Annotated in this window: 23 protein-coding genes and 1 pseudogene; 13 read left to right on the plus strand and 11 right to left on the minus strand. The window is 26.5% G+C overall.

All coding sequences use genetic code 11. The annotated features are described in order from the left end of the window. Positions 1–4 precede the first annotated feature (4 nt). From ACZ5CK_RS04400 to ACZ5CK_RS04415, 4 genes are read right to left on the minus strand one after another with little or no spacing between them, the layout of a single operon-like run. Complete coding sequence (locus ACZ5CK_RS04400) at positions 5–823, minus strand: carbohydrate ABC transporter permease (RefSeq protein ID WP_464582683.1); 819 nt, start codon at positions 821–823, stop codon at positions 5–7. Then, positions 820–1,749, minus strand: coding sequence for a carbohydrate ABC transporter permease (locus ACZ5CK_RS04405; protein ID WP_464582684.1), 930 nt, complete (start codon positions 1,747–1,749; stop codon positions 820–822). The genes ACZ5CK_RS04400 and ACZ5CK_RS04405 overlap by 4 nt, the downstream gene beginning before the upstream one ends. A gap of 49 nt (positions 1,750–1,798) precedes the next feature. Next, the gene (locus ACZ5CK_RS04410; protein ID WP_464582686.1) at positions 1,799–3,049 is read right to left on the minus strand and encodes an ABC transporter substrate-binding protein; all 1,251 of its coding nucleotides are present in this window, start codon (positions 3,047–3,049) and stop codon (positions 1,799–1,801) included. A gap of 28 nt (positions 3,050–3,077) precedes the next feature. After that, positions 3,078–4,073, minus strand: a complete 996-nt coding sequence (locus tag ACZ5CK_RS04415) for a LacI family DNA-binding transcriptional regulator (protein ID WP_464582687.1) — start codon at positions 4,071–4,073, stop codon at positions 3,078–3,080. Positions 4,074–4,328: 255 nt separating this feature from the next. Between ACZ5CK_RS04415 and ACZ5CK_RS04420 the strand changes: the two genes are divergently transcribed. Continuing rightward, entirely contained in the window at positions 4,329–4,616 is a 288-nt protein-coding gene (locus ACZ5CK_RS04420; protein ID WP_464582688.1) for a Gfo/Idh/MocA family oxidoreductase, read from the plus strand. Positions 4,617–4,763: 147 nt separating this feature from the next. Then, positions 4,764–4,913, plus strand: a pseudogene (locus ACZ5CK_RS04425) (glycoside hydrolase family 130 protein); the annotation flags it as partial. A 78-nt stretch (positions 4,914–4,991) separates the two neighbouring features. Here ACZ5CK_RS04425 and ACZ5CK_RS04430 read toward each other — a convergent pair. Then, positions 4,992–5,657: a hypothetical protein gene (locus ACZ5CK_RS04430; RefSeq protein ID WP_464582689.1), complete on the minus strand. Its 666-nt coding sequence runs from the start codon at positions 5,655–5,657 to the stop codon at positions 4,992–4,994. Between the two features lie 152 nt (positions 5,658–5,809). Between ACZ5CK_RS04430 and ACZ5CK_RS04435 the strand changes: the two genes are divergently transcribed. Then, positions 5,810–6,952 carry an MFS transporter gene (locus tag ACZ5CK_RS04435; protein WP_464582690.1) on the plus strand — a complete coding sequence of 381 codons (1,143 nt, stop codon included), beginning with the start codon at positions 5,810–5,812 and terminating at the stop codon, positions 6,950–6,952. Positions 6,953–7,162: 210 nt separating this feature from the next. Here ACZ5CK_RS04435 and tgt read toward each other — a convergent pair whose 3' ends face one another. Together tgt and ACZ5CK_RS04445 are read right to left on the minus strand one after the other, a co-directional pair. Continuing rightward, a complete protein-coding gene (gene tgt / locus ACZ5CK_RS04440) occupies positions 7,163–8,287 on the minus strand; it encodes a tRNA guanosine(34) transglycosylase Tgt (protein ID WP_464582691.1) in 1,125 nt (374 codons plus the stop codon). Beyond that, positions 8,280–8,903: a cyclodeaminase/cyclohydrolase family protein gene (locus ACZ5CK_RS04445; RefSeq protein WP_464582692.1), complete on the minus strand. Its 624-nt coding sequence runs from the start codon at positions 8,901–8,903 to the stop codon at positions 8,280–8,282. The genes tgt and ACZ5CK_RS04445 overlap by 8 nt, the downstream gene beginning before the upstream one ends. Before the next feature lie 122 nt (positions 8,904–9,025). On the opposite strand from ACZ5CK_RS04445, the gene ACZ5CK_RS04450 reads away from it, so the two are divergent. From ACZ5CK_RS04450 to ACZ5CK_RS04495, 10 genes are read left to right on the plus strand one after another with little or no spacing between them, the layout of a single operon-like run. Then, positions 9,026–9,838, plus strand: coding sequence for a purine-nucleoside phosphorylase (locus ACZ5CK_RS04450; protein ID WP_464582693.1), 813 nt, complete (start codon positions 9,026–9,028; stop codon positions 9,836–9,838). A 17-nt stretch (positions 9,839–9,855) separates the two neighbouring features. After that, positions 9,856–10,836 carry a DHH family phosphoesterase gene (locus ACZ5CK_RS04455; RefSeq protein WP_464582694.1) on the plus strand — a complete coding sequence of 327 codons (981 nt, stop codon included), beginning with the start codon at positions 9,856–9,858 and terminating at the stop codon, positions 10,834–10,836. Next, positions 10,836–11,258, plus strand: coding sequence for a Na+/H+ antiporter subunit E (locus ACZ5CK_RS04460; RefSeq protein ID WP_464582695.1), 423 nt, complete (start codon positions 10,836–10,838; stop codon positions 11,256–11,258). The genes ACZ5CK_RS04455 and ACZ5CK_RS04460 overlap by 1 nt, the downstream gene beginning before the upstream one ends. After that, positions 11,255–11,515: a monovalent cation/H+ antiporter complex subunit F gene (locus tag ACZ5CK_RS04465; protein ID WP_464582696.1), complete on the plus strand. Its 261-nt coding sequence runs from the start codon at positions 11,255–11,257 to the stop codon at positions 11,513–11,515. Before ACZ5CK_RS04460 ends, ACZ5CK_RS04465 begins: the two co-directional genes overlap by 4 nt. Continuing rightward, positions 11,508–11,789 carry a monovalent cation/H(+) antiporter subunit G gene (locus ACZ5CK_RS04470; protein WP_464582697.1) on the plus strand — a complete coding sequence of 94 codons (282 nt, stop codon included), beginning with the start codon at positions 11,508–11,510 and terminating at the stop codon, positions 11,787–11,789. Before ACZ5CK_RS04465 ends, ACZ5CK_RS04470 begins: the two co-directional genes overlap by 8 nt. Beyond that, on the plus strand, positions 11,782–12,519 hold the full coding sequence (locus ACZ5CK_RS04475) for a transporter substrate-binding domain-containing protein (RefSeq protein WP_464582698.1): 738 nt from the start codon (positions 11,782–11,784) through the stop codon (positions 12,517–12,519). The genes ACZ5CK_RS04470 and ACZ5CK_RS04475 overlap by 8 nt, the downstream gene beginning before the upstream one ends. Beyond that, entirely contained in the window at positions 12,516–13,199 is a 684-nt protein-coding gene (locus ACZ5CK_RS04480) for an MnhB domain-containing protein (protein ID WP_464582699.1), read from the plus strand. Before ACZ5CK_RS04475 ends, ACZ5CK_RS04480 begins: the two co-directional genes overlap by 4 nt. Then, positions 13,199–13,534, plus strand: coding sequence for a cation:proton antiporter subunit C (locus ACZ5CK_RS04485; RefSeq protein ID WP_464582700.1), 336 nt, complete (start codon positions 13,199–13,201; stop codon positions 13,532–13,534). The genes ACZ5CK_RS04480 and ACZ5CK_RS04485 overlap by 1 nt, the downstream gene beginning before the upstream one ends. Continuing rightward, positions 13,534–14,964, plus strand: coding sequence for a complex I subunit 5 family protein (locus ACZ5CK_RS04490; protein ID WP_464582701.1), 1,431 nt, complete (start codon positions 13,534–13,536; stop codon positions 14,962–14,964). Before ACZ5CK_RS04485 ends, ACZ5CK_RS04490 begins: the two co-directional genes overlap by 1 nt. 25 nt (positions 14,965–14,989) lie before the next feature. Continuing rightward, entirely contained in the window at positions 14,990–16,846 is a 1,857-nt protein-coding gene (locus tag ACZ5CK_RS04495) for a WD40 repeat domain-containing protein (RefSeq protein WP_464582702.1), read from the plus strand. Between the two features lie 48 nt (positions 16,847–16,894). On the opposite strand, the gene ACZ5CK_RS04500 is transcribed toward ACZ5CK_RS04495, so the two are convergent. Genes ACZ5CK_RS04500 through ACZ5CK_RS04515 form a run of 4 tightly spaced genes read right to left on the minus strand, consistent with a single transcriptional unit; the run spans position 16,895 to position 19,899 of the window. Next, a complete protein-coding gene (locus ACZ5CK_RS04500) occupies positions 16,895–17,266 on the minus strand; it encodes a hypothetical protein (RefSeq protein WP_464582703.1) in 372 nt (123 codons plus the stop codon). After that, on the minus strand, positions 17,263–19,212 hold the full coding sequence (gene feoB, locus ACZ5CK_RS04505; RefSeq protein ID WP_464582704.1) for a ferrous iron transport protein B: 1,950 nt from the start codon (positions 19,210–19,212) through the stop codon (positions 17,263–17,265). Before feoB ends, ACZ5CK_RS04500 begins: the two co-directional genes overlap by 4 nt. A gap of 3 nt (positions 19,213–19,215) precedes the next feature. Then, a complete protein-coding gene (locus ACZ5CK_RS04510) occupies positions 19,216–19,434 on the minus strand; it encodes a hypothetical protein (protein WP_464582705.1) in 219 nt (72 codons plus the stop codon). A gap of 15 nt (positions 19,435–19,449) precedes the next feature. Beyond that, positions 19,450–19,899, minus strand: coding sequence for a FeoA family protein (locus ACZ5CK_RS04515; RefSeq protein WP_464582706.1), 450 nt, complete (start codon positions 19,897–19,899; stop codon positions 19,450–19,452). Between the last annotated feature and the right edge of the window lie 123 nt (positions 19,900–20,022).

A 20,022-nucleotide genomic window follows, 5' to 3' on the forward strand; every position in this document is an offset into this window, starting at 1 on the left:
CTCATTATCCTTTAACTGATCCAGCTAAAAGTCCTTTTATAAAGTATTTACCTAAAACTATATATACAATCAGTGTTGGTAAAGCTGCAATTAATGCTCCGGCCATTTGAATATTCCATTCAACAACCTGACTTCCAGCAAGATTTACAAGTGCTACAGTTATTGGTTGTTTTGCAGGATTATTAGTTACTGTAACAGCAAATAAAAATTCGTTCCATATATTAGTAAATTGCCAGATTGCTACTACGACAAAACCTGGAATTGAAATAGGAAGAAGTATTTTTGTATAAATATTATATAAATTTGCGCCATCTATTGAAGCTGCTTCTATTAATTCATCAGGAATTTCTTCATAATAATTTTTAAACATTAGTGTTGTTATCGGAATACCATATATTACATGAATTATAATTAAAGCAGAAATCGTTCCATATAATCCTATTTTTTGAAAAAATTGAATTAATGGAAACAAAACACTTTGATATGGTATAAACATACCAAATAATATCAAAGCAAAAACTAAATTTGAAAATCTGAATTTTAACTTTGACAATGCAAAACCATTGATTGAACCTAAAATTGATGAGATGATTGTTGCTGGAATAACTAAATAAAAACTATTTTTCATATTTGGAGCTAATTTTTTAAATGCTTGAATAAAACCCTCTAATGAGAAATGTTTTGGAAAATCCCACATTGTAGCAATAGATATTTCATTTAATGGTTTGAAACTGGTTATTAAAGTGACATAAAAAGGAGTTATAAAAAACAAGGAAAAAATTATCAATAGAATATAATAAATAATTAATTTAGTTTTTGTCATGAACTCACTCCCTTTCTAAGGGAAGAATATAGATACGGAATAATTATTACTGCAACCATTAAAAGCATTATAACTGATATAGCTGATCCCATAGCATATCTATTGGATCTAAAGGTAAGTTCAAACATATAAATTGCAGGAACATCTGTAACATTATTTGGACCACTTCCTGTCATTGCATAAATTAAATCAAATATTTTCAATGAAATATGTCCCAACACAATCATTGCACTCAAAGTGATTGGTTTTAATAAAGGCATCTTTATTTTCCAAAAAATATATCTTTCATTAGCACCATCAACTCTAGCAGCCTCTAAGATTTCGTTGGGAATTGCTTTTAGACCTGCTAAATACATTGCCATTATATATCCAGACATTTGCCAAATAGCAGCAATAATAACAGGAATTAAAGCTAAATTAAAATGTCCTATATTTTCTGAACTTGTAAACCAAAGCCATTGCAATTTTTCCAATCCCAATCTGCTTAATAATAAATTTATTCCTTGAGGATCTTTTGGAATATTACCTGGAGCAAAAATCCAACTCCACACTGTACCGGTTACAACAAATGCTATAGCCATTGGAAATAAAAAAAGGTTTTGAAAAAATTTTGATCCTTTTATTCCCTTATCAATTAAATTTGCCAAAAATAGTCCTAAACTTACTGACCCTAAAATAAAGAATATTGTAAAATATAGAGTATTCCATAAATCTGTTTGAAATCTTTCATCCATAAACATTCTCTGATAATTTCTAAAACCGACAAATTTATATATTCCTCTTAATAAACTTCCAAAACTATTCCAATTTGAAAAAGATGTTCTTATTGTCCAAAAAATGAAATAATATACAAAAATACCTATTAAAATTAATGATGGAAGAATAATATAAAATCCTATTTTAGATTTTCTTTTTTGAACTCCCATTAAATCACCACCTTACTTAAATACCCGGTTCTAAGAACCGGGTATTATATTACTCTGTCAAATATCCTTGATCTTCAGCTGCCCAAAGAATATCTCTTAAAGCATTTGATACATTTTTCTTTACAATAAATCTATTTAGTGTATCATTTAAAGTCGTGATAAAACCCTCTGGTGCTGCAGAACCATGAATAATTGATGGAACAACAGGCACTTTAGTAAAATCGTTCATTGACCAGGTTAAATATATATCATATTTCGATTTATCTGCATCAATCCTAGCTGGTATTGATCCTTTTATAGGATTAAATATATCCTGAGCTTCCTTGGTTGAAATGAATTTTAGCCATTTTAGAGCATTATCTCTATGTGGAGCTCCTTTTGGTAAACCGAATGTATCAGAAATAAACATAAATGCATTAGATGTTCCAGGCAATGCAAACCAACCAAAATCAATGCCTGGTTTCCAACCTAAAGTTTTGAAATATCCTTCTTCCCAATCGCCCATTACGTTGAATAAAGCTTTTCCTTCAAATACTAACCTTCCAGCATCCTGCCATGTTAATGCCGAATGGTCTCTATTAAAGTAAGGGATTAATCTTTCTAATAATACTAAGGATAATTCCATTTCTGGTGAATTAAATGATACGCTTCCATTGAATAATCCTTTATAATTTTCTGGACCAAACATGGAGAGCATAATATTTTCAAATAAGTGCGTTAATGTCCATTTATTTTTATCTCCTAATGCTAAAGGAATATAACCGGCTTCTTGAGCCTTTTTCATTGCTGCGAAAAATTCTGCCCATGTTGTTGGTTCTTTTGTTAATCCTAGTTTTCTAAATATTTTTTTGTTATAAAATACAACATTACCTCTATGAACGTTTACTGGTATTGAATATACTTCTCCTTGATAACTAACGATTTTCATAACATCTTTAGGGAATTTGTCATATACTCCCCATTCTTTCAAATAGTTTGTTAAAGGTTCCATTAAACCAGGAATAACATATGTATCTGTTAATTCCATACCTGCATGTACCTGGAATGAATCTGGAGGATTACCGCCTAACATTCTTGTTTTTAAAACAGCTTTAGCATTTGTTCCAGCACCACCAGCAACTGCAGCATTGATTATATTGATGTTAGGATAGTATTGATTAAACTTAGCAAATAATGCCATTAATCCTTCTTCTTCTCCCCCACCAGTCCACCAACTAAAAATTTCTAAATCATTTGATGCTGCAAAAACACTTGAAACTACCAATAAAAGAGCAATTAAACCAAATACTAACCTTTTCATACATACACCTCCCACTTAAGAATATTTTTCATGTTGTTTTTCTTTCTATTAACTCTACATCTAAAACAATTTTTGTTCGTTTATTTACTTTATGATTCATCTTATCAAATAAAATATGAAAAGCTTTATACCCTAGTTCAAACTTTGGAATTCTTATAGTTGTTAAGTCTATAATAGAAGAATATATAATGTCATCATATCCAACAACCATAATTTCTTTTGGTATTTCTATTCCTTTTTCTCTTAAAGCCTTTATTGCCCCATAAGCTAAAATATCATTAAAACAAAAAATAGAATCAAAACTTAACCCATTTTCTAGTATTTCTAAAATTTTCTTATATGCATCATTAACATCTTCTTTTATATCAAATATTATTTTATTATTAATCCTAATTTTTGCTTCTTTTAGAGCTTTTTTATACCCTTGCAGTCGAGATTGAGAAACAAAATTATGATTTTTTACATTTAAAAAAACAATCTTTTTTCTACCTCTTTCAATAAGATGTTTTGTTGCCAAATATCCACCTTTTAAGTCATTTGCATAAATTTCATCAGCATTCATTTCTTCAAAGTGATCGCCTATAATAACATACGGAATATTTAAATTCATAATTTTATTAAACTTTTTCTTTTCTTTTCTAACAGGACTAATTAAAATACCATCAACTCTTTTTTCTGCCATAATTTGTATAGCTTTTTTCTCTAACTCATAATCTTTTTCAATATCCATTAATATTAAACTATAATCATTTTCTTTAGTTGCTTTTTCAATACCTTTTAAAACTTCTACAAAAAATGGATTAGTAATATCTTTAAAAATTACTCCTATAGTTTTAGATTTTCTATTTCTTAAAGAACTCGCTGTAATGTTTTTTACATATCCTAACTCTTCTGCTATTTTTAGAACTTTTTCTTTGGTTTTTGCATTTATATCAGGTTTATTGTTTAAAGCTCTTGAAACTGTATTTATAGAAACATTTGCAGCTTTTGCAATATCTTTTATTGTTATATATCTTTTTTTCATTTTACCATCACCTTTATAATGAATTATTATTTTGGTAACGTTATCGGTAACGTTACCAATTCAATTAAAACATACTTAATATTTATATCAAAACCTAATATTACATCATTATATGTTCTTAGAGAATATTAGAATAAATTAATTTCGATTATATGTAAAAATTTCATAATAAAAAAATTATACTTTATTTATTTTTTTTCTTTTTATTTTCATATTATTGATTTTATGGTAGAATATTTTCAAGAATGTGAAATTATGAAAAAAATTAAATTGGATATTGTTGGAACCGGAATAGCGGCTAGAGATTTACATTTGCCTGGATTATTAGAATTAAAGGATAAATTTGAAGTTGTTGCGTTATATAATAGGACAAAGGAAAAGGCAGTTAAATTTTCTAAATATTTAAATAATAATCCTAAGATTTATAATTCATATGATGAATTGTTAGATAATGTAGAGGCTGTTGATTTAGTATTACCTGTACAATTAAATTATGAATTTATTGAAAAAGCATTAAAAAAGATAATTTTTATGAAGTTATAAATGGTAAAGAAAATAATCTGGGTAATGCAGAAGAAGCATTAAAAGATTTAGCTTTTATTGAAGCTGAAATAAAGTCAAATGGTGAAAAACGAATATATATAGATGATTTAATAAAATAAAAATTGGATTAAAACTAGAAAAAACATAGAAAAATTCGGTGGAGTATCGATGGTAGTATTTTCTGATGCTATGGTTGAATATAAAGAACAATATTATATTTATTATGGTGCAGTAGATAATTATATTGCTTTGGCAACAATTTCAAAAGAAGAAGTTTATAACTGGATAAAAGAATAATATAATATTAATTGTTAAATTAATAAACCCCATCCCTTATTTAGGGATGGGGTTTTGTTTTATATGAGTATCTTTATCTTATTTTGATGGTGTGTTTTTAAATGCTTCTTCTAATACTTTGTTTAAATTTTCATAAAATTCTTTTCCTTGATCTCCTAATTGTTCTATTAAGTATGATTGTTGTTGTAATAATGAGAATGCAGTTTTTGGATTATATACTAATACTGAATGATATTCAATTCTTCCAGCTTTCATAACATAATATTTTGCTACTACTTCTGCACCAGTTTGAATTGTCTTAGCAAAATTAGAACTTACATTTTTGAATACGGTATTTGTAACTGCAACTACTTTATCATTATCAGTTCCTGTAGAAGAACTTTGTAACACACCTTGAGCTCTTTGTTGAAAATCAGTCACGACAGAATTTAAATATCTTGATAATTGTTCTCTAGCATCTTGTTCTGCTTGATTATACATTACAGACCCCATTCCAGGAGCTCCTTCTGCTATTCCATCAAAATATAGCAAAAACCCATCTTTTTGAAGTTGTTTCAACTCTGCACCTTTACCAACTTTTTTAAATTCAATAACGGCTTCTTTTGGAATTTCTGCTATTTTCACGCCATCAATATCAAGTGGTTTAAATGGATAAGTTAAAGTATGATATAAAAAGATACCACCAATCAATAATGCGACTAATCCTAATCCAACACCAGTCCATAAAATTATGTTATTATCCATACAACCTCCTCCTTTATAATTTCTGTAAATTCAGTTAAATGTTTATCAATAAAATTATATCATAAATAATAAAAAATACAATTAAATTTTATTGATTTTTTATGTAATTTAAGATATAATAATTCGTAAAGCTAAATAACTGAGGTGATTATATGGAAAGGAATTTAAAAAGATATTTTTTTGCTAATTCAATAATGGCTTATTCTTTTATAACAATATTATTATCTCCAATGTTTGCAAATAAATTAGGGTTAAGTGTATATGATGCAGGGATAATATTTTCTACAGTTTATGGAATTCAAGCGGTTTTAACTTTTTTACTTGGCCATTACTTTGAAAAAAAATCTCCAAATTATGGATTAGCCTTAGGAAGAATTTTGTTTGCTTTAGGTAATGTAGTATTAGCTTATGCTTTTAATTCTATTACTTACTTAATAGCTCAAATATTGATAGGTAGTTTTGATGTTTTTTCTCCTTTGATTAGTATGTATGAAAGAGCTATAGTTCCTCCATATCAAAGAGAAAAGTTTTATAAATATTTAATAATAATTTCTGAAGGTATAAAAGTGTTATTATTTTTACCTTTGTTGTTTTTTATTGATTATAATAATACCTCATTAAGTTTTTATAAAATGGTATTTATTTCTGTTTTTTTATTAAATGTTTTATATTCTATATTGATGATTAAAAAACTACCTTTTGTGAAAAATGGTAGTGAATTACATAAAGAACATGTCAAAATACATAAATCAAATTTAAGAAAATATTTAACTGTATTGGCTAATCAAATAATATTTTTTGCGAATTTTGGCTTTGGAAGTTATTTAATAATATCATATTATGTAAAAGAAAGATTAAATGGCGATTCAAAGGTTATGATTATTTATGAAATTATTTTTTCATTAACAGTTTTAAGTTCAATATTTTGGAGAAAATATGTAAAATTAAACAATGAAAATAGACTAATTTTAGGTACTTTAATAATGTCATTTTTTTATGTTGCACTCTTATTTAAAGGTTGGATTACTTTTTATTTGTCTCATGTGATTTTGGCTGTCGGATTTACTTTATGGTTTTCTTCAAAAGAACCTTTAAAACAAGAATATGCACCTATTAATTTTGGAAGATGGGAAGGTTTTTTTAATGGATTAAATTTATTTTCGAAGATATTTACTCCAGCATTATCAGGATATATAGCCTATAAATTTTCATATAATACGGTATTTTTTGTTTCTTTCATTGTATTATTAATAAATGCATTAATTACATATATTGGATTAAAAACCGAGGCTTAGCTTCGGTTTTTTTATTTTTCTTAAAAGGTATATAATAAAAATGAGCTATCATTGAAAATTGTAAAAGGTGAAATATTAGAAATAACTTTTGAAAATGAAGATATTTGGGAAAAAATAAAATAATTAAAAAAACCCCCTTTGTAGTTCAGTGTATTTTTATTAATTACACTGTCTACTTTGGAGGTATTATATTATCAATAATAATGATTTTTAATAAACATTATTCGGATTTGAAAGAAATTCTTCTTTGAATTCTACAAATCTATCTTCTTCAATAGCTTTTCTAACTTCTTTTACAAAATTAATTAAAAATCTCAAATTATGAATGCTTAATAAAATTTTTCCTAAAATCTCGTCTTTTCTAATAAGATGATGTATATATCCTCTTGTATGATTTTGACAGGCATAACAATCACACTTATTATCTATAGGTTCTGTAGAATATTTCCATTTTCCAGCCTTTAAATTAACTTTTCCATCCCATGTCATTGCAGTTCCATGTCTTCCCATTCTTGTTGGTAAAACACAATCAAACATATCCATACCATTTTCAACAGACATTAAAATAATTAAAGGGGTTCCAATACCCATAATATATCTGGGCTTATCTTCAGGAAGTTTTGGTCCTGAATGTTTTAATATTCTTTCAGTTTCAGAATAATGTTCTCCAACAGATAATCCACCTAATGCAAAACCATCAAAATCAATAGAGGTAATTTGTTTTAAACTTCTATCCCTCAAATCCTCATGAAAACCTCCCTGGACAATACCAAATAAAGCTTGATCTTTTTTAGTGTGAGCAGCAAATGACCTTTTTGCCCATTCATAGGTTCTATCAACAGATTCTTCAACATATTTTCTTTCAGCACCAGCTTCGACACATTCATCAAAAGCCATTGCAATATTAGAACCAATAGTCATTTGGATTTCCATAGATAATTCTGGTGTCATCATTATTTTTGAACCATCAAGTGGTGATCTGAATAATACTCCCTCATCAGAAATTTTTCTATCTCTTAATGAAAATACCTGAAATCCACCACTATCGGTTAAAATAGGTCTATCCCAATTTATGAAATTATGAAGACCACCGACATTTCTTAAAACATCTAAACCAGGTCTTAAAAATAAATGAAAAGCATTTCCTAGGATTATTTCTGCCTCAATATCTTTTAAATCAGAATTTTTCAGTGATTTAACTGTACCATTTGTTCCAACTGGCATGAAAACTGGAGTTTCAATAATTCCTCTTGGAGTATGGATTCTACCTCTTCGGGCATTTGAATTTTTATCTTTGTGTAATAATTCATACTTTAATGGTAATTTATCAAACATCAAATATCCTCCTATAATTATGATTTTTTTCATCACTTAAACTTCTAATTTTACTTATTAAATTATCAGTTTCAATGATGAATTCTTTAATATTTTCTAGAAAGGTTTTCTTGTATTCATCATCTTTTAAATAATTTAGATTATCTTTTACCAGAGTTAAGCCAGATTGCATAGTTGCCCAAGCATAATATCCAGTAATAATAGCATCAGATAACAAATTTTGATTACCATATTTTGCTATAACATAAGTATTATTTAATATATTATAACCGCATTTTGCGATTTTATAAGCGGTTTCTATACTGTTTTTGGTTGCTGATTCTATTTTTTGTGGGTCTTTTGATTTTGAAGCCTCTCTGAATTTATTATATGCATTAACATCATCATCTGCTAATTCTAATAATCTTTCTTTACATACGATAAAATTTTCTAAAGCTTCTTCTATTATTTTTTCATAATCTTCTAATCCTTTTTTATTTATTGAATATCTAGAAACCATTCCTCCTAAAGATGCAGCAAGTGATCCACAAACAGCAGCTAAAGCACCTCCGCCAGGAGTTGGAGTTTTAGAATCTAATTCATTTGAAAAATCGAAAATTTTTTCATTTTTTATCATATTTTCACCTCCTCAAAAAATTTTCTTTATTGAAAATTATACCAAAAAATTTTTAAAATAGTAAATTTAAGATGATTTTGTGATAAAATCTAAATAAAGAGAAGTGAAAAGGAGGAATGAAAATGTATAACAAAATAAAAGAAGCTACAGAGTATATAACTTCTAAAATTGATATTAAACCTTTAATCGGATTAATATTAGGGTCAGGTCTTGGATATATAGCAGATGAAATTGAAGACCCTATAATTATTGATTACAAAAATATCCCACATTTCCCACAATCTACTGTAACTGGCCATGAGGGTAAAATGGTAATTGGAATGTTGGAAGGAAAACCAGTGGTAACTTTAAAAGGAAGATTTCACGCATATGAAGGTCATCAATTAAGCAAATTGATTTTTCCGATTTATGTATTTAAAGAATTAGGTGTAGAAGGTTTAATTCTTACCAATGCAGCTGGAGGAGTTAATAGAACTTTAAATCCTGGAGATATTGTTGCAAATGCTGATTTTATTAATTTTGCAATGAAAAATCCATTAATTGGCCCAAATCTAGATGAATTAGGACCAAGATTTCCAGCTATGGCTAAACCGATAGATAGAAAATGGCTAAAAAGAATAGAAGAAAAAGCTGAGGAAAAAAGGATAAAAATCAGTGAAGGTACTTATTGTTGGATGATGGGTCCATCTTATGAAACACCAGCTGAAATAAAAATGTTAGAAAAATTTGAAGGTGATCTTGTTGGAATGTTTACAATGCCTGAAATTATAGCTGCTAATCATTGTGGAATAAAAGCCGTAGCCTTTTCAGCTGTTACTAATATGGCAGCAGGAATATTACATCAACCTTTAAACCATAAAGAGGTTATGGAAGTTGCAGAAAGGATAAAATATAAATTTGCTAAAGTGGTTAAAATAGCTATAAAAACATTTTAGATTAAGGAGTGAAAAAAATGGTTAGAACTTTAGAAGCAATTGTTGGCGAAATAAAAAAAGTAAAAAATATTATTGTGGTTGGACATGTAATGCCAGATGGTGATGACGTTAGTTCAGTTTTAACACTTACAATGGCATTAGAAAAAATTGGGAAAAATGTTAGAGGAGTAATAGATGATCAAATTCCGGGATATTTAGAAGAATTTCCTTTTATAAAAGACAAAATAAAATCTTATGATTGTGTAAGTAAATTTCCAGCAGAATTAATAATATCTGTGGATGCATCGTCACCAGATAGAATAGGAAGAGTATATGATCATTTTAAATTTACTAGAAGTGTAGTAATAGATCATCACGCAACAAATACATACTTTGGAAATATTAATTGGGTAGATAAATTTGGAGCAGCTGCTCAGATGATTTTGAGATTAAATAAAATGTTAGAAGTGGAATATGACGAAGATTTAGCAACTGCTAATTTATTGGGAATTGCAACAGATACAGGATTTTTTAGATATTCCAATACGGATTCTACAGTATTTGAAGATGTGGCATGGTTAGTAAAAAAAGGCGGTAAAATAGGATTAATAAGTAATATGATTTTAGAGAATAGACCATTGGAAAATTTGAAATTATACAAGGATTTTTTAGATGTAATGAAATTAGAAAGAGAAAATACTATAGCCTATTCTCATATAACTCTTGATATGTTAAAGAAATATAATATTGCTCCAAAAGATTCTCCTTCTTTTGTTGGAGAGTTAAGATCTATAAAAGGAGTAGAAGTGGCTGTTACTTTTACTGAAGGGGAGCCAGGATTGTATCATGTTAGTATGAGATCAAAAGAATGGTTCGATGTATCAAAGGTTGCAGTAACATTTGGTGGTGGAGGACATCCTAGAGCAGCAGGATTCAGCAAAAAATCTGATAATTTAGCTGAATTAGAAAATGAAACTATAAATGAAATTATTAAATTAATGGAGAGTTATGATAAATAATGATTTATATATTTATCTTTCTCTTGTGGCTAGGGTTTCTCGGCTCAGTAAATGATTTTTCTATCATTTCAGGAATTATAATAACTATATTAATAGTTAAAGTTTCAGAGTTTTTTATAAAATCTGAAATAAAAGGATTTGTAGAATTATTTATTTCTACAATAGGGAAAGTTTTAGATATGTATAAAATGACATTTAAAACACTAAGATATTTATTTACAAAAAGCTACTGTGGATTAGTTCCTGTTAATGTGGAAAATAAAACCAATTCTGAGAAAACAGCTATTGCTAATTGTATTACTTTAACCCCTGGAACAATGTTTTTGTTGGAGGAAAATAATCATCTTATTATTCACAGAATAGAAAAAACACCCGAAAAAGCACATTCTTATGAAGGTGTATGGAAAGGTGATTTATTTTGATTTATACAATATTAAATACGTTAATATTAGTATCTTTAATTTTGATGATAATCAAATTAATTCTCGGTCCCACAGCATGGGATCGAGTTTTAGCATTTGCTTCAATATCTTCTAAAATATCTCTATTATCTTTAGTATACGCTATAACTAAAGGTTTCTATGTAATGATTGATATAATAATAATATTTTTGGTTTTAAATTTATGGGGAGTTGTTATTATATCTCGTTTTTTAGAGAGGAGTAAAAAAAATGATTAGTGATATTCTAATAGTAGTAGGTGGGATTTTAATACTTTTAGGAAGCATAGGTATGTTAAATCAAAAAGATTTATATACAAGAATACAATTTGGAGGTATTTCTGATACAGTTGGTATTTTTACTGTATTAATAGGATTAGCATTGAAAATACAAAGTGAGATATTTAGATTGTTAATAATAGGTATATTAATTCTATTAATTGGACCTGTTTTATCTCATGCAATTGCACATAGTGCTGCTCAAAGTGGGTTTAAGGTGAGAGATAATGATTGAAAATTTTCTATTTTTTTTATTAATAATACTAGTAATAATGATGTTCTTTGTAAAAAAATATATAAATGCTATTTTAGTATATGCTGCTTTTGGAACAATTTTATCGGGTATCTTTTTTATGTTTAATGCACCAGATGTTGCAGCTGTTCAAATGACAATTGGATCTGCGTTTATGATATTTGTATATATAATTGCCATAAAAACAAGATCTAAGATAAAGGTTGCTTATGTTAAAACACCATATCTTTTCGATGATTCTGATGGTGATTTAAAAGGTTTTGAAAATGAATTATTAGAAAATTTTTCTAAAAACTCTTTTTTTGATATTGAATATATACCTGTTAATAAGAGTGAAATATATAAAATTATTGAAAATGAGGAATATGATATTTATGTAGGTGGTATAGTTGTGATGGAAAACAATAATTGCAAATGTCTATATTCTGAATCATATTTGCCCACAAAATTATTTGAATATAATGATCCTATTGATGAAAAATATAAATCTATAATTATATCAAATGAAAGAAAAAATTTCATTGATTATTTGAGATTAAAGGCATTATTTAGAAAAGAAATTGATGTTAACGTAAAAGAAGTTTCTATAAGTGGTTATAGAATGTTATTTAATCATAAGAATAAAGCATTAAGGGATGATTTTAATCGTTTCTTAAAAAATTTTATTACATCTAAGGAATATGAAAATATAGTTCGGAGGAATATTGGATGAAAAAGCTTGTAATTTCTATAATTATATTATCACAACTTTTCATTATAATGATTTTAGAAATGCCTAAAGATATAATAAAAAATAATAACTATAATATAAATATATTGAAGGAAAATGGATCATTAAACATGGTTTCAGCCATTGTGTTAGATTATAGATTTTATGACACTTTTTTTGAAATTCTAGTATTTACAGTAACGATTATTGGTATTTCTTATTTCATGAAGTTCTTCCAAACAAGCAAATATGAATTTACAGAACCTTCTATTATTTTAAAAGTATTTGCTCCTGTTATGTTTCCTATAACTTTATTACTTGGATTTTATAATATCTTAACTGGTCATTTATATCCAGGTGGCGGATTTAATTCAGGTATCATTTTTGGAACAGGAGTTTTATCTTTAGCTATAATAAAAAAATATGAGGAAATCGAAGAGGTTTTTGAAAAATCTAAAATAGAAGAAATAAAGGTTTTTATACCAATGCTTATTATTATTTATGCTCTTATAGGAAAAATTTTTTTTGGAGAATATTTTATTAATTTTTTTCCGAAATTAACCCCTGGTAGTATATTCAGTGGTGGTAGTGCCGTTATGTTAAACTCTTTTATAGCTTTTGAGGTATTTGGAGGTTCTTGGACCATACTTTATCAATTTATAAAACATAGGGGGTTATTATAGTGAGATTTTATTTTCTTTATTCTTTCATTATTATATTTTTGGGATTATTGGGGATCATAATAAAAAAAGATTTAATAATGAAATTATTTTTTCTAACTATTTTTCAATCAGGAATATTGCTCTTTTTTATTTTTTTAGCATATGATAAAAATATTCCTATTATAGTATCAAATACAATAAAAAACAATGCAGATCCTTTAGCTCATTCATTTTTGTTAACTGTTATAGTTATAGGATTTGCAACTGTTTCTTTATCTTTGGTTTATATTATGATATTAGCTGAAAAATATAAAACTCATGATGTTAAAGTCATTGAAGAGGGGTTAGAAAAATAATGGCAATGCTTTTAATTTTGATTCCTATATCTTTTGGCATAATGGCTTATATTTTTAATAAGTATCATAGAAAAATAGGTTATATTTCATATGCTATATTAATGACATTAAATATATATTTAGCTTTTTGGGGGGGAGAAGAAAGGATATTTCCAGGTGGTTGGAATAGATTAAATGGAATAGAAATACACTTTCCTAAAGAGATGTATATAGTATCCTTCTTTTTTAACATCATGATGTTAATAATATATTGGCGTTCATCAAGAAGACATAATAATATTTTTACATCATTATGGTTAATAATAAATGGTACATTAATAGGTATTTTGACTTCGGAAGATTTTTTTAATACATATGTTCATTTGGAATTAATTTCAATTTCTGCTTTTTTACTTATCGGAATGGGAAGAAAAGAAAAAAGAATTTGGGCAAGTTTAAAATATATGTTTTTAAGTTATATAGGATTAAATTTTTATTTATTAGGAGTTGGTCTTATTTACGCTCAAACAGGAAGTTTGAATTTACATATAGCTTTTTCAAAGGAGCCTAATCCTTTAGCTGTTTCTTTTATTGTAACAGGATTGTTAGTTAAAAGTGGTATGATTTTTTTAGCTGCCTGGCTTCCAAATGCATATTCCGAAGCTTCTTCTGAAATATCAGCGGTATTATCTGGATATGTCTCTCCTATAGGAACATATGTTTTATATTCATTTTGTTTATATGATGGTTTTTATAATGAAGCAAAAGAATTACTTTTATTGTATGGATTTTTTTCATTAATAATAGGTGGTATAATAGCTTTTTTTGAAAATGATTCGAAACGTATTTTAGCTTACTCTAGTATTTCTCAAATGGGGTTGGCGATGATTATTATTGCAGAAAAAAAAGAATTATTTATACCTTTTTTTATTTTACATATGATATATAAATCTTTAGCATTTTATAATATTGGTCGAATATATGAAAAGACAGGATATCGAAATTTGAATTTATTAAAAACCGTAAAAAATTATGATATAAATAAAATGTTAGCCATGTTTAGCATTTTTGGATTATCAGGAATATTTCCTACGCATACGTTCTTTTTAAAAGAAGGTATTAGGTTACACGGTGAATTGAAGATATTATTATATATTTCAGCATTTACAACAGCTTTTTATTCGATAAAACTAATTAGTTCTTTGAAACTTACTAAAAAATATTATTATTTAATTTTGATAGTACCTATAATACCTTTAATAAATTATTTGCCGTTACACTTTACTTTAATTGATTTAACCATTTCTATATTTTCTTTAATTGCCGCTTTTCTTATATCAAAATTAAAAACAAAAGAGTTTTCTATAAAACTCAATTATCTTGAAAATGCCCTTATTATACAAGTATTTTCAATAGCTTTCGGATATTATATAATAAAATTAATAAAATAAATAAAGTTTTGAGAGGAGGAAGGTTATGAAAAAAATTTTCACTTTATTTTTATTATCCATTATCTTATATTCTTTTTCATTTGCAGCTTTAATGAAATCTATAGACGGAAATACAGTTAAAGTTGAGGTTATTGAAATTAAAGATGATACAGTTAAAGTTAAGTTATTTAATCAAATTTTAAATGTTCAAGAAAGTAATATTATGTATATTTCATTTGATGAAAAAACTACTGCGGATTATGGAGTAATAGTTGATGATAAAATATTTTCTGGGAAACTCACATCCTATTCTTCAACAACAGCAAATATTCAAATGAATATAGGTGAATTAATATTAAATGATGTTTCGAAATTGAAGTTTGTCAATTTTGCTAATCCTGATGTTCCTAATATAGAATGGTTTAGAAAAGAACAACCGCAAAATTTTGATATTACGCTTGGAGATAATTATACAGAAATTAAAGGTAATATATTTGAAGCAAAAGAGAATCAACTATTTCTAAACATACCTGTATTAGGTCAAGGAGTTTTGGACTTAAATGTAATAAAAAGTATTTCATATCCAAAATATGAATTTAAGAATCCATATACTCTCAGATTGTATAATGGTTATGAATTCAAATATAAAAGTTTTCTAAAAAAAGTAAATGATTATTATTTTTTTGATTTGGGATATGGTACATTGAGTTTATTAAATTCTTCAATATTTGGTTTTTCAGGAGGTATGGAAAATCCTGAAAAAAAATATACTTATTTTATCTTAAAAAATGGGATGAAATTTTTTGGGAATATAACAGGTAGTGATGATAAAAATATAGAAATTACAAGCATATTTGGTGATCATAAAATTGATAAAGAATCAGTATTAACATATGCAAAATTACCTGCTGATGACATAATGTTAGTTGTTTCAAAGGATGAGGTATTATATGGTAAATATAAAAAAGAGGATAGAAAAATATCTTTTGATCCATATAATAATGGTAAAATTGATATGATTATAATAAATTCAACAAAAGAAAATGAAACAATTTTGAGTACTCCACTTAAAAATTGGGAATTAAAAACTAACATAATAAATAAATCACTTGCATTAAGTAATTACAATTTAATGGCATATGGAAATGATAAAATGGTAATTATTGTTTCAGCTGTGACAAATGAGGGATTTGGAAATTATAGTCATGAATCAAAAATTACTTCACTGGCTTTCGATGATGATAGTCAATTACTTTATTCTGGAGATGAAAAAGGTATTTTAAATGTATATAATTTAACTACAAAAAAGATAGATTATATGTTTGATTTTAAGAGTGGTATTACATATTTAACTACAAAGAACAAAGTGTTATATGTAGCTTTAGAAAATGGTCAATTATATACAGTAACAGGAACGGAAAGTAAATTATTAGCTGATTTAAAAGAACAAATAACTAAAATAAGTGTTAATGATAGAGCTATATATGTTTCAATGAAAAACGGTAATATTACTAAGATTGATAAATTTAATGGAAAAATTATTTGGAATACAAAATTTGATGGAGAGATTACTGATCTATTACTTTTAAAAAATGATAAGTATTTAATAGCATCACAACTTACTGGAAAGATATCTATAATTAATATTGATGATGGAAGTATATTGACTTCATTCCAATCTTTTGATGGAGTATATAATGTTTCTCCATCATTATTAAAAAAGTATTTTATAGTTTCTGGGAAAAATGGGAAAGTTGAAGTATGGAATAGCACTAATTTAAATAAAGTATTTGAATTTAATATGGAAAAAGATATTAATTATGCATTAGTTGATTCAACAGGTGATATTATATTCTTGCTTGCAAATAATTCAGTAGTATCAATGAAACTTTTTGAATATTAATGATTAAATAACAAAAAAACGGCTTAGCCGTTTTTTTGTTATTTTTTATTATTTGTTTTTACCATAATTTTTGAGATAATTAATTTCACGTATAAAAATATAAATCATAAACACAGTAAATAAATATATTGTTATTTTAAATTCAGGAATATTTTTGTCACTTGTATAAACTGCAAGCCATGAAAATAAATATTTTAATAATTCATAAATTCCAATAATAAGTGAGACTATTCCACTAACAATAATATGCGAGGATTGGTGATACCATATATTTTTAATATCTTCCCATAATCCAATAAAAGCAGTTAAAGATACAGTTAAATAAGAGATAAATATAAAACTATCATAATTAAAATTTATTATAGACATTATTAAGGAGGTTATTCCAATAATAATAAGCAATATTTTTTTGTTTTTCATAAAAATATACCTCCGATCCAATATACGAAGTTTGCTAAAATATAAGCAACAGAAATAGTATAGAATAATTCAAAAAACACCCATTTCCAACTATTAGTTTCTTGTTTTATAACACTTAATGTTGCAAAACATGGAATATAAGATAAAACAAAAAATATTAAAGCTAAAGATGATCTTGGAGTTAATATATTTTGAAGGGCATATGTTATACCATCTTGTCCGACGTTTAAAATAGTCATGTATGATGAAGCTACTACTTCTTTAGCAACCGCTCCAAAAATTAATGAAATGTTTGTTTGCCAATTCCAACCTAAATGCAATGTAATAGGTTCTAATATTTTTCCAAGATAAGCTGCATAAGAATGAGAAATATCATTATTATTTGGGAAATAGGATAATAGCCAAATAAAAATAGTTGCAATTAATATAATTCCTCCAGCTTTTTCTAAAAAGTGTTTTCCTCTATTCCATGAATATAAGATTAAATTTCTAAGAGTAGGCATCCTAAATCTTGGTAATTCTATAGTAAAAGGCACTTCTTCACCTTTGATAAAGAAAACTTGCAATATTTTTGCTGATAAAAGAACTAGTAAAATACTTGATATATATACTAATAATAATATAGTTGCAGCATTTTTACTAAAAAAAGCACTAATTAATAGAATATAAACAGGTAATCTTGCAGAACAAGAAGCAAATGGTATACTCAATATTAAAGCCATTCTTTCCTTTTTATTTGCAATAGTTTTTGTGGACATAATTGCTGGAACACTACAACCAAATCCTAAAATTATAGACATAAATGAACGACCACTAAGACCAAATTTCCTAACTAATTTGTCTACCAAAAAAGCAGCTCTAGGAAGATAACCAGATTCTTCTAAAAAACCCATAAAAAAGAATAAAACAAACAATTGAGGTAGAAATATTAAAACACCTCCAACACCACCTATAATTCCATCTATAACTAAAGAGTTTAGCCAGGGTATAGAGATTTTTCCGTTTAATAGATTTCCCATATAATTAAAGCCTATATCTATTAAGTCTGATAAAGGACTGGCAATATTAAAAGTTAATGAAAAAACAAAATATAAGGCAACAACATAAATTAACAATCCTAATATTTTATGTGTCATTACGTGATCTAAAATATCTCTCATTGCCCAACTTCTGCCTTCTTCTACTACAGAACTTTTTATCAACGAATTAATAAATGAAAACTTCCAATTCATAAATTCTGATTTTAGCTTATTTATATCAAATCTAGAATTAATTTCTTCTATGAGTTCTTTGGGAAAATGAAAGTTTTTATCCCCAAATTCTAAATAATAAATGGCTAACCATCTCTTATCATATGAATTTAAAATATCATATTTTTCAACCTTAGTAGAAAAGTAATTAATGAATTTATTGATTTCTTTGGTGTAATTAAAATTTTTAATAGGTATAATTTTTTTCTCTGCAGTTTTATGTATTGAATCTAGTAATTCGCCAATACCAATGTTTTTTTTAGCTGAGGTTAATACAACTGGTATATTTAACGTTTTTGAAATAAATGAAGGATTAATAATTTTACCCTTTGATTCAGCTTCATCTATGGAGTTAATAGCTAAAATGACAGGTAAATTCATTTCTAATATTTGCATTAATAAATAAACGGATCTTTCTAAATTTAAAGAGTCAGCAACTACTACAACGGCATCTGGAGATTCGTTTATTAAATAATCCCTTGCAACTTTTTCATCATCGCTTTGTGCAGATAAAGTATATATTCCAGGTAAATCTACTAATTTAAAATGATGGCCTTTATATGAAAAGGACCCCACTTTTTTTTCTACAGTAACTCCTGGCCAGTTTGCTATATACTGTCTGCTACCGGTTATTATATTAAAAATAGATGTTTTTCCAACATTTGGATTACCTATTATAGCTATTTCAAAAGTCATTGATCAACCTCCACATCTTTTTTTATTGCAAAAATTTTTTATAGGGCAATCTTCACATTTTAGGTTCATTGAATCAAAAGTATTTATTTTTATGCCGTTAGAAATTAAAAAGGGGTATACAATATCCCAGTCTTGTTCACTTAAATTAAATTTCCTTTTAATATCGTCAGTAGATATATTTTCTTTTTTTTCAGATATAAAGTTTATTATTTCAGTAATCATAATTTCACCATCTTTTTATTTTTTTAAGAGTATTTTTTTTGAACGGCCTTTTCCAAAAGTATATGTTATGCCATTAGCCTTTATAGTAACCTTTCCAAACTTGTTATTTAATACTTCAATTTTTTCACCACAATGTATATTTAAATTTTCCAATTCTTTTCTTAATAGTATTCCGCCTTTTATTAAAAATACTTCATATATTCCAGGAGTTGTTTCATCTAATGAGATTATTTTTTCAGTAACATTAATAAAAATATTTTCTGCTTCATTTTTTCTTATCATAATTTTATTATCTTCTATTTTAAATACCATAGGATCTCCAAAGGGTGATTCATGAACATAAGTTATCTTTTTTCCTGGAATTAATCCCATCGATATAAATCTTTCTTTAATAGGATCACTAAAATCTAGTCTTACAATTATTCCAGACATGCCTAATTTTAAACTACTTAATGGTATAATCACGATTGTCTCCTCCGGGTATTTATTATTTTATGGTAATATTATTATACTTTAATTCTGTTAAAAATAGTCTTATTAAACAGAAAAAAAATATTACCATATACATTTATTTTTATTTCTTGACAC

This window comes from Marinitoga okinawensis (assembly GCF_055387075.1).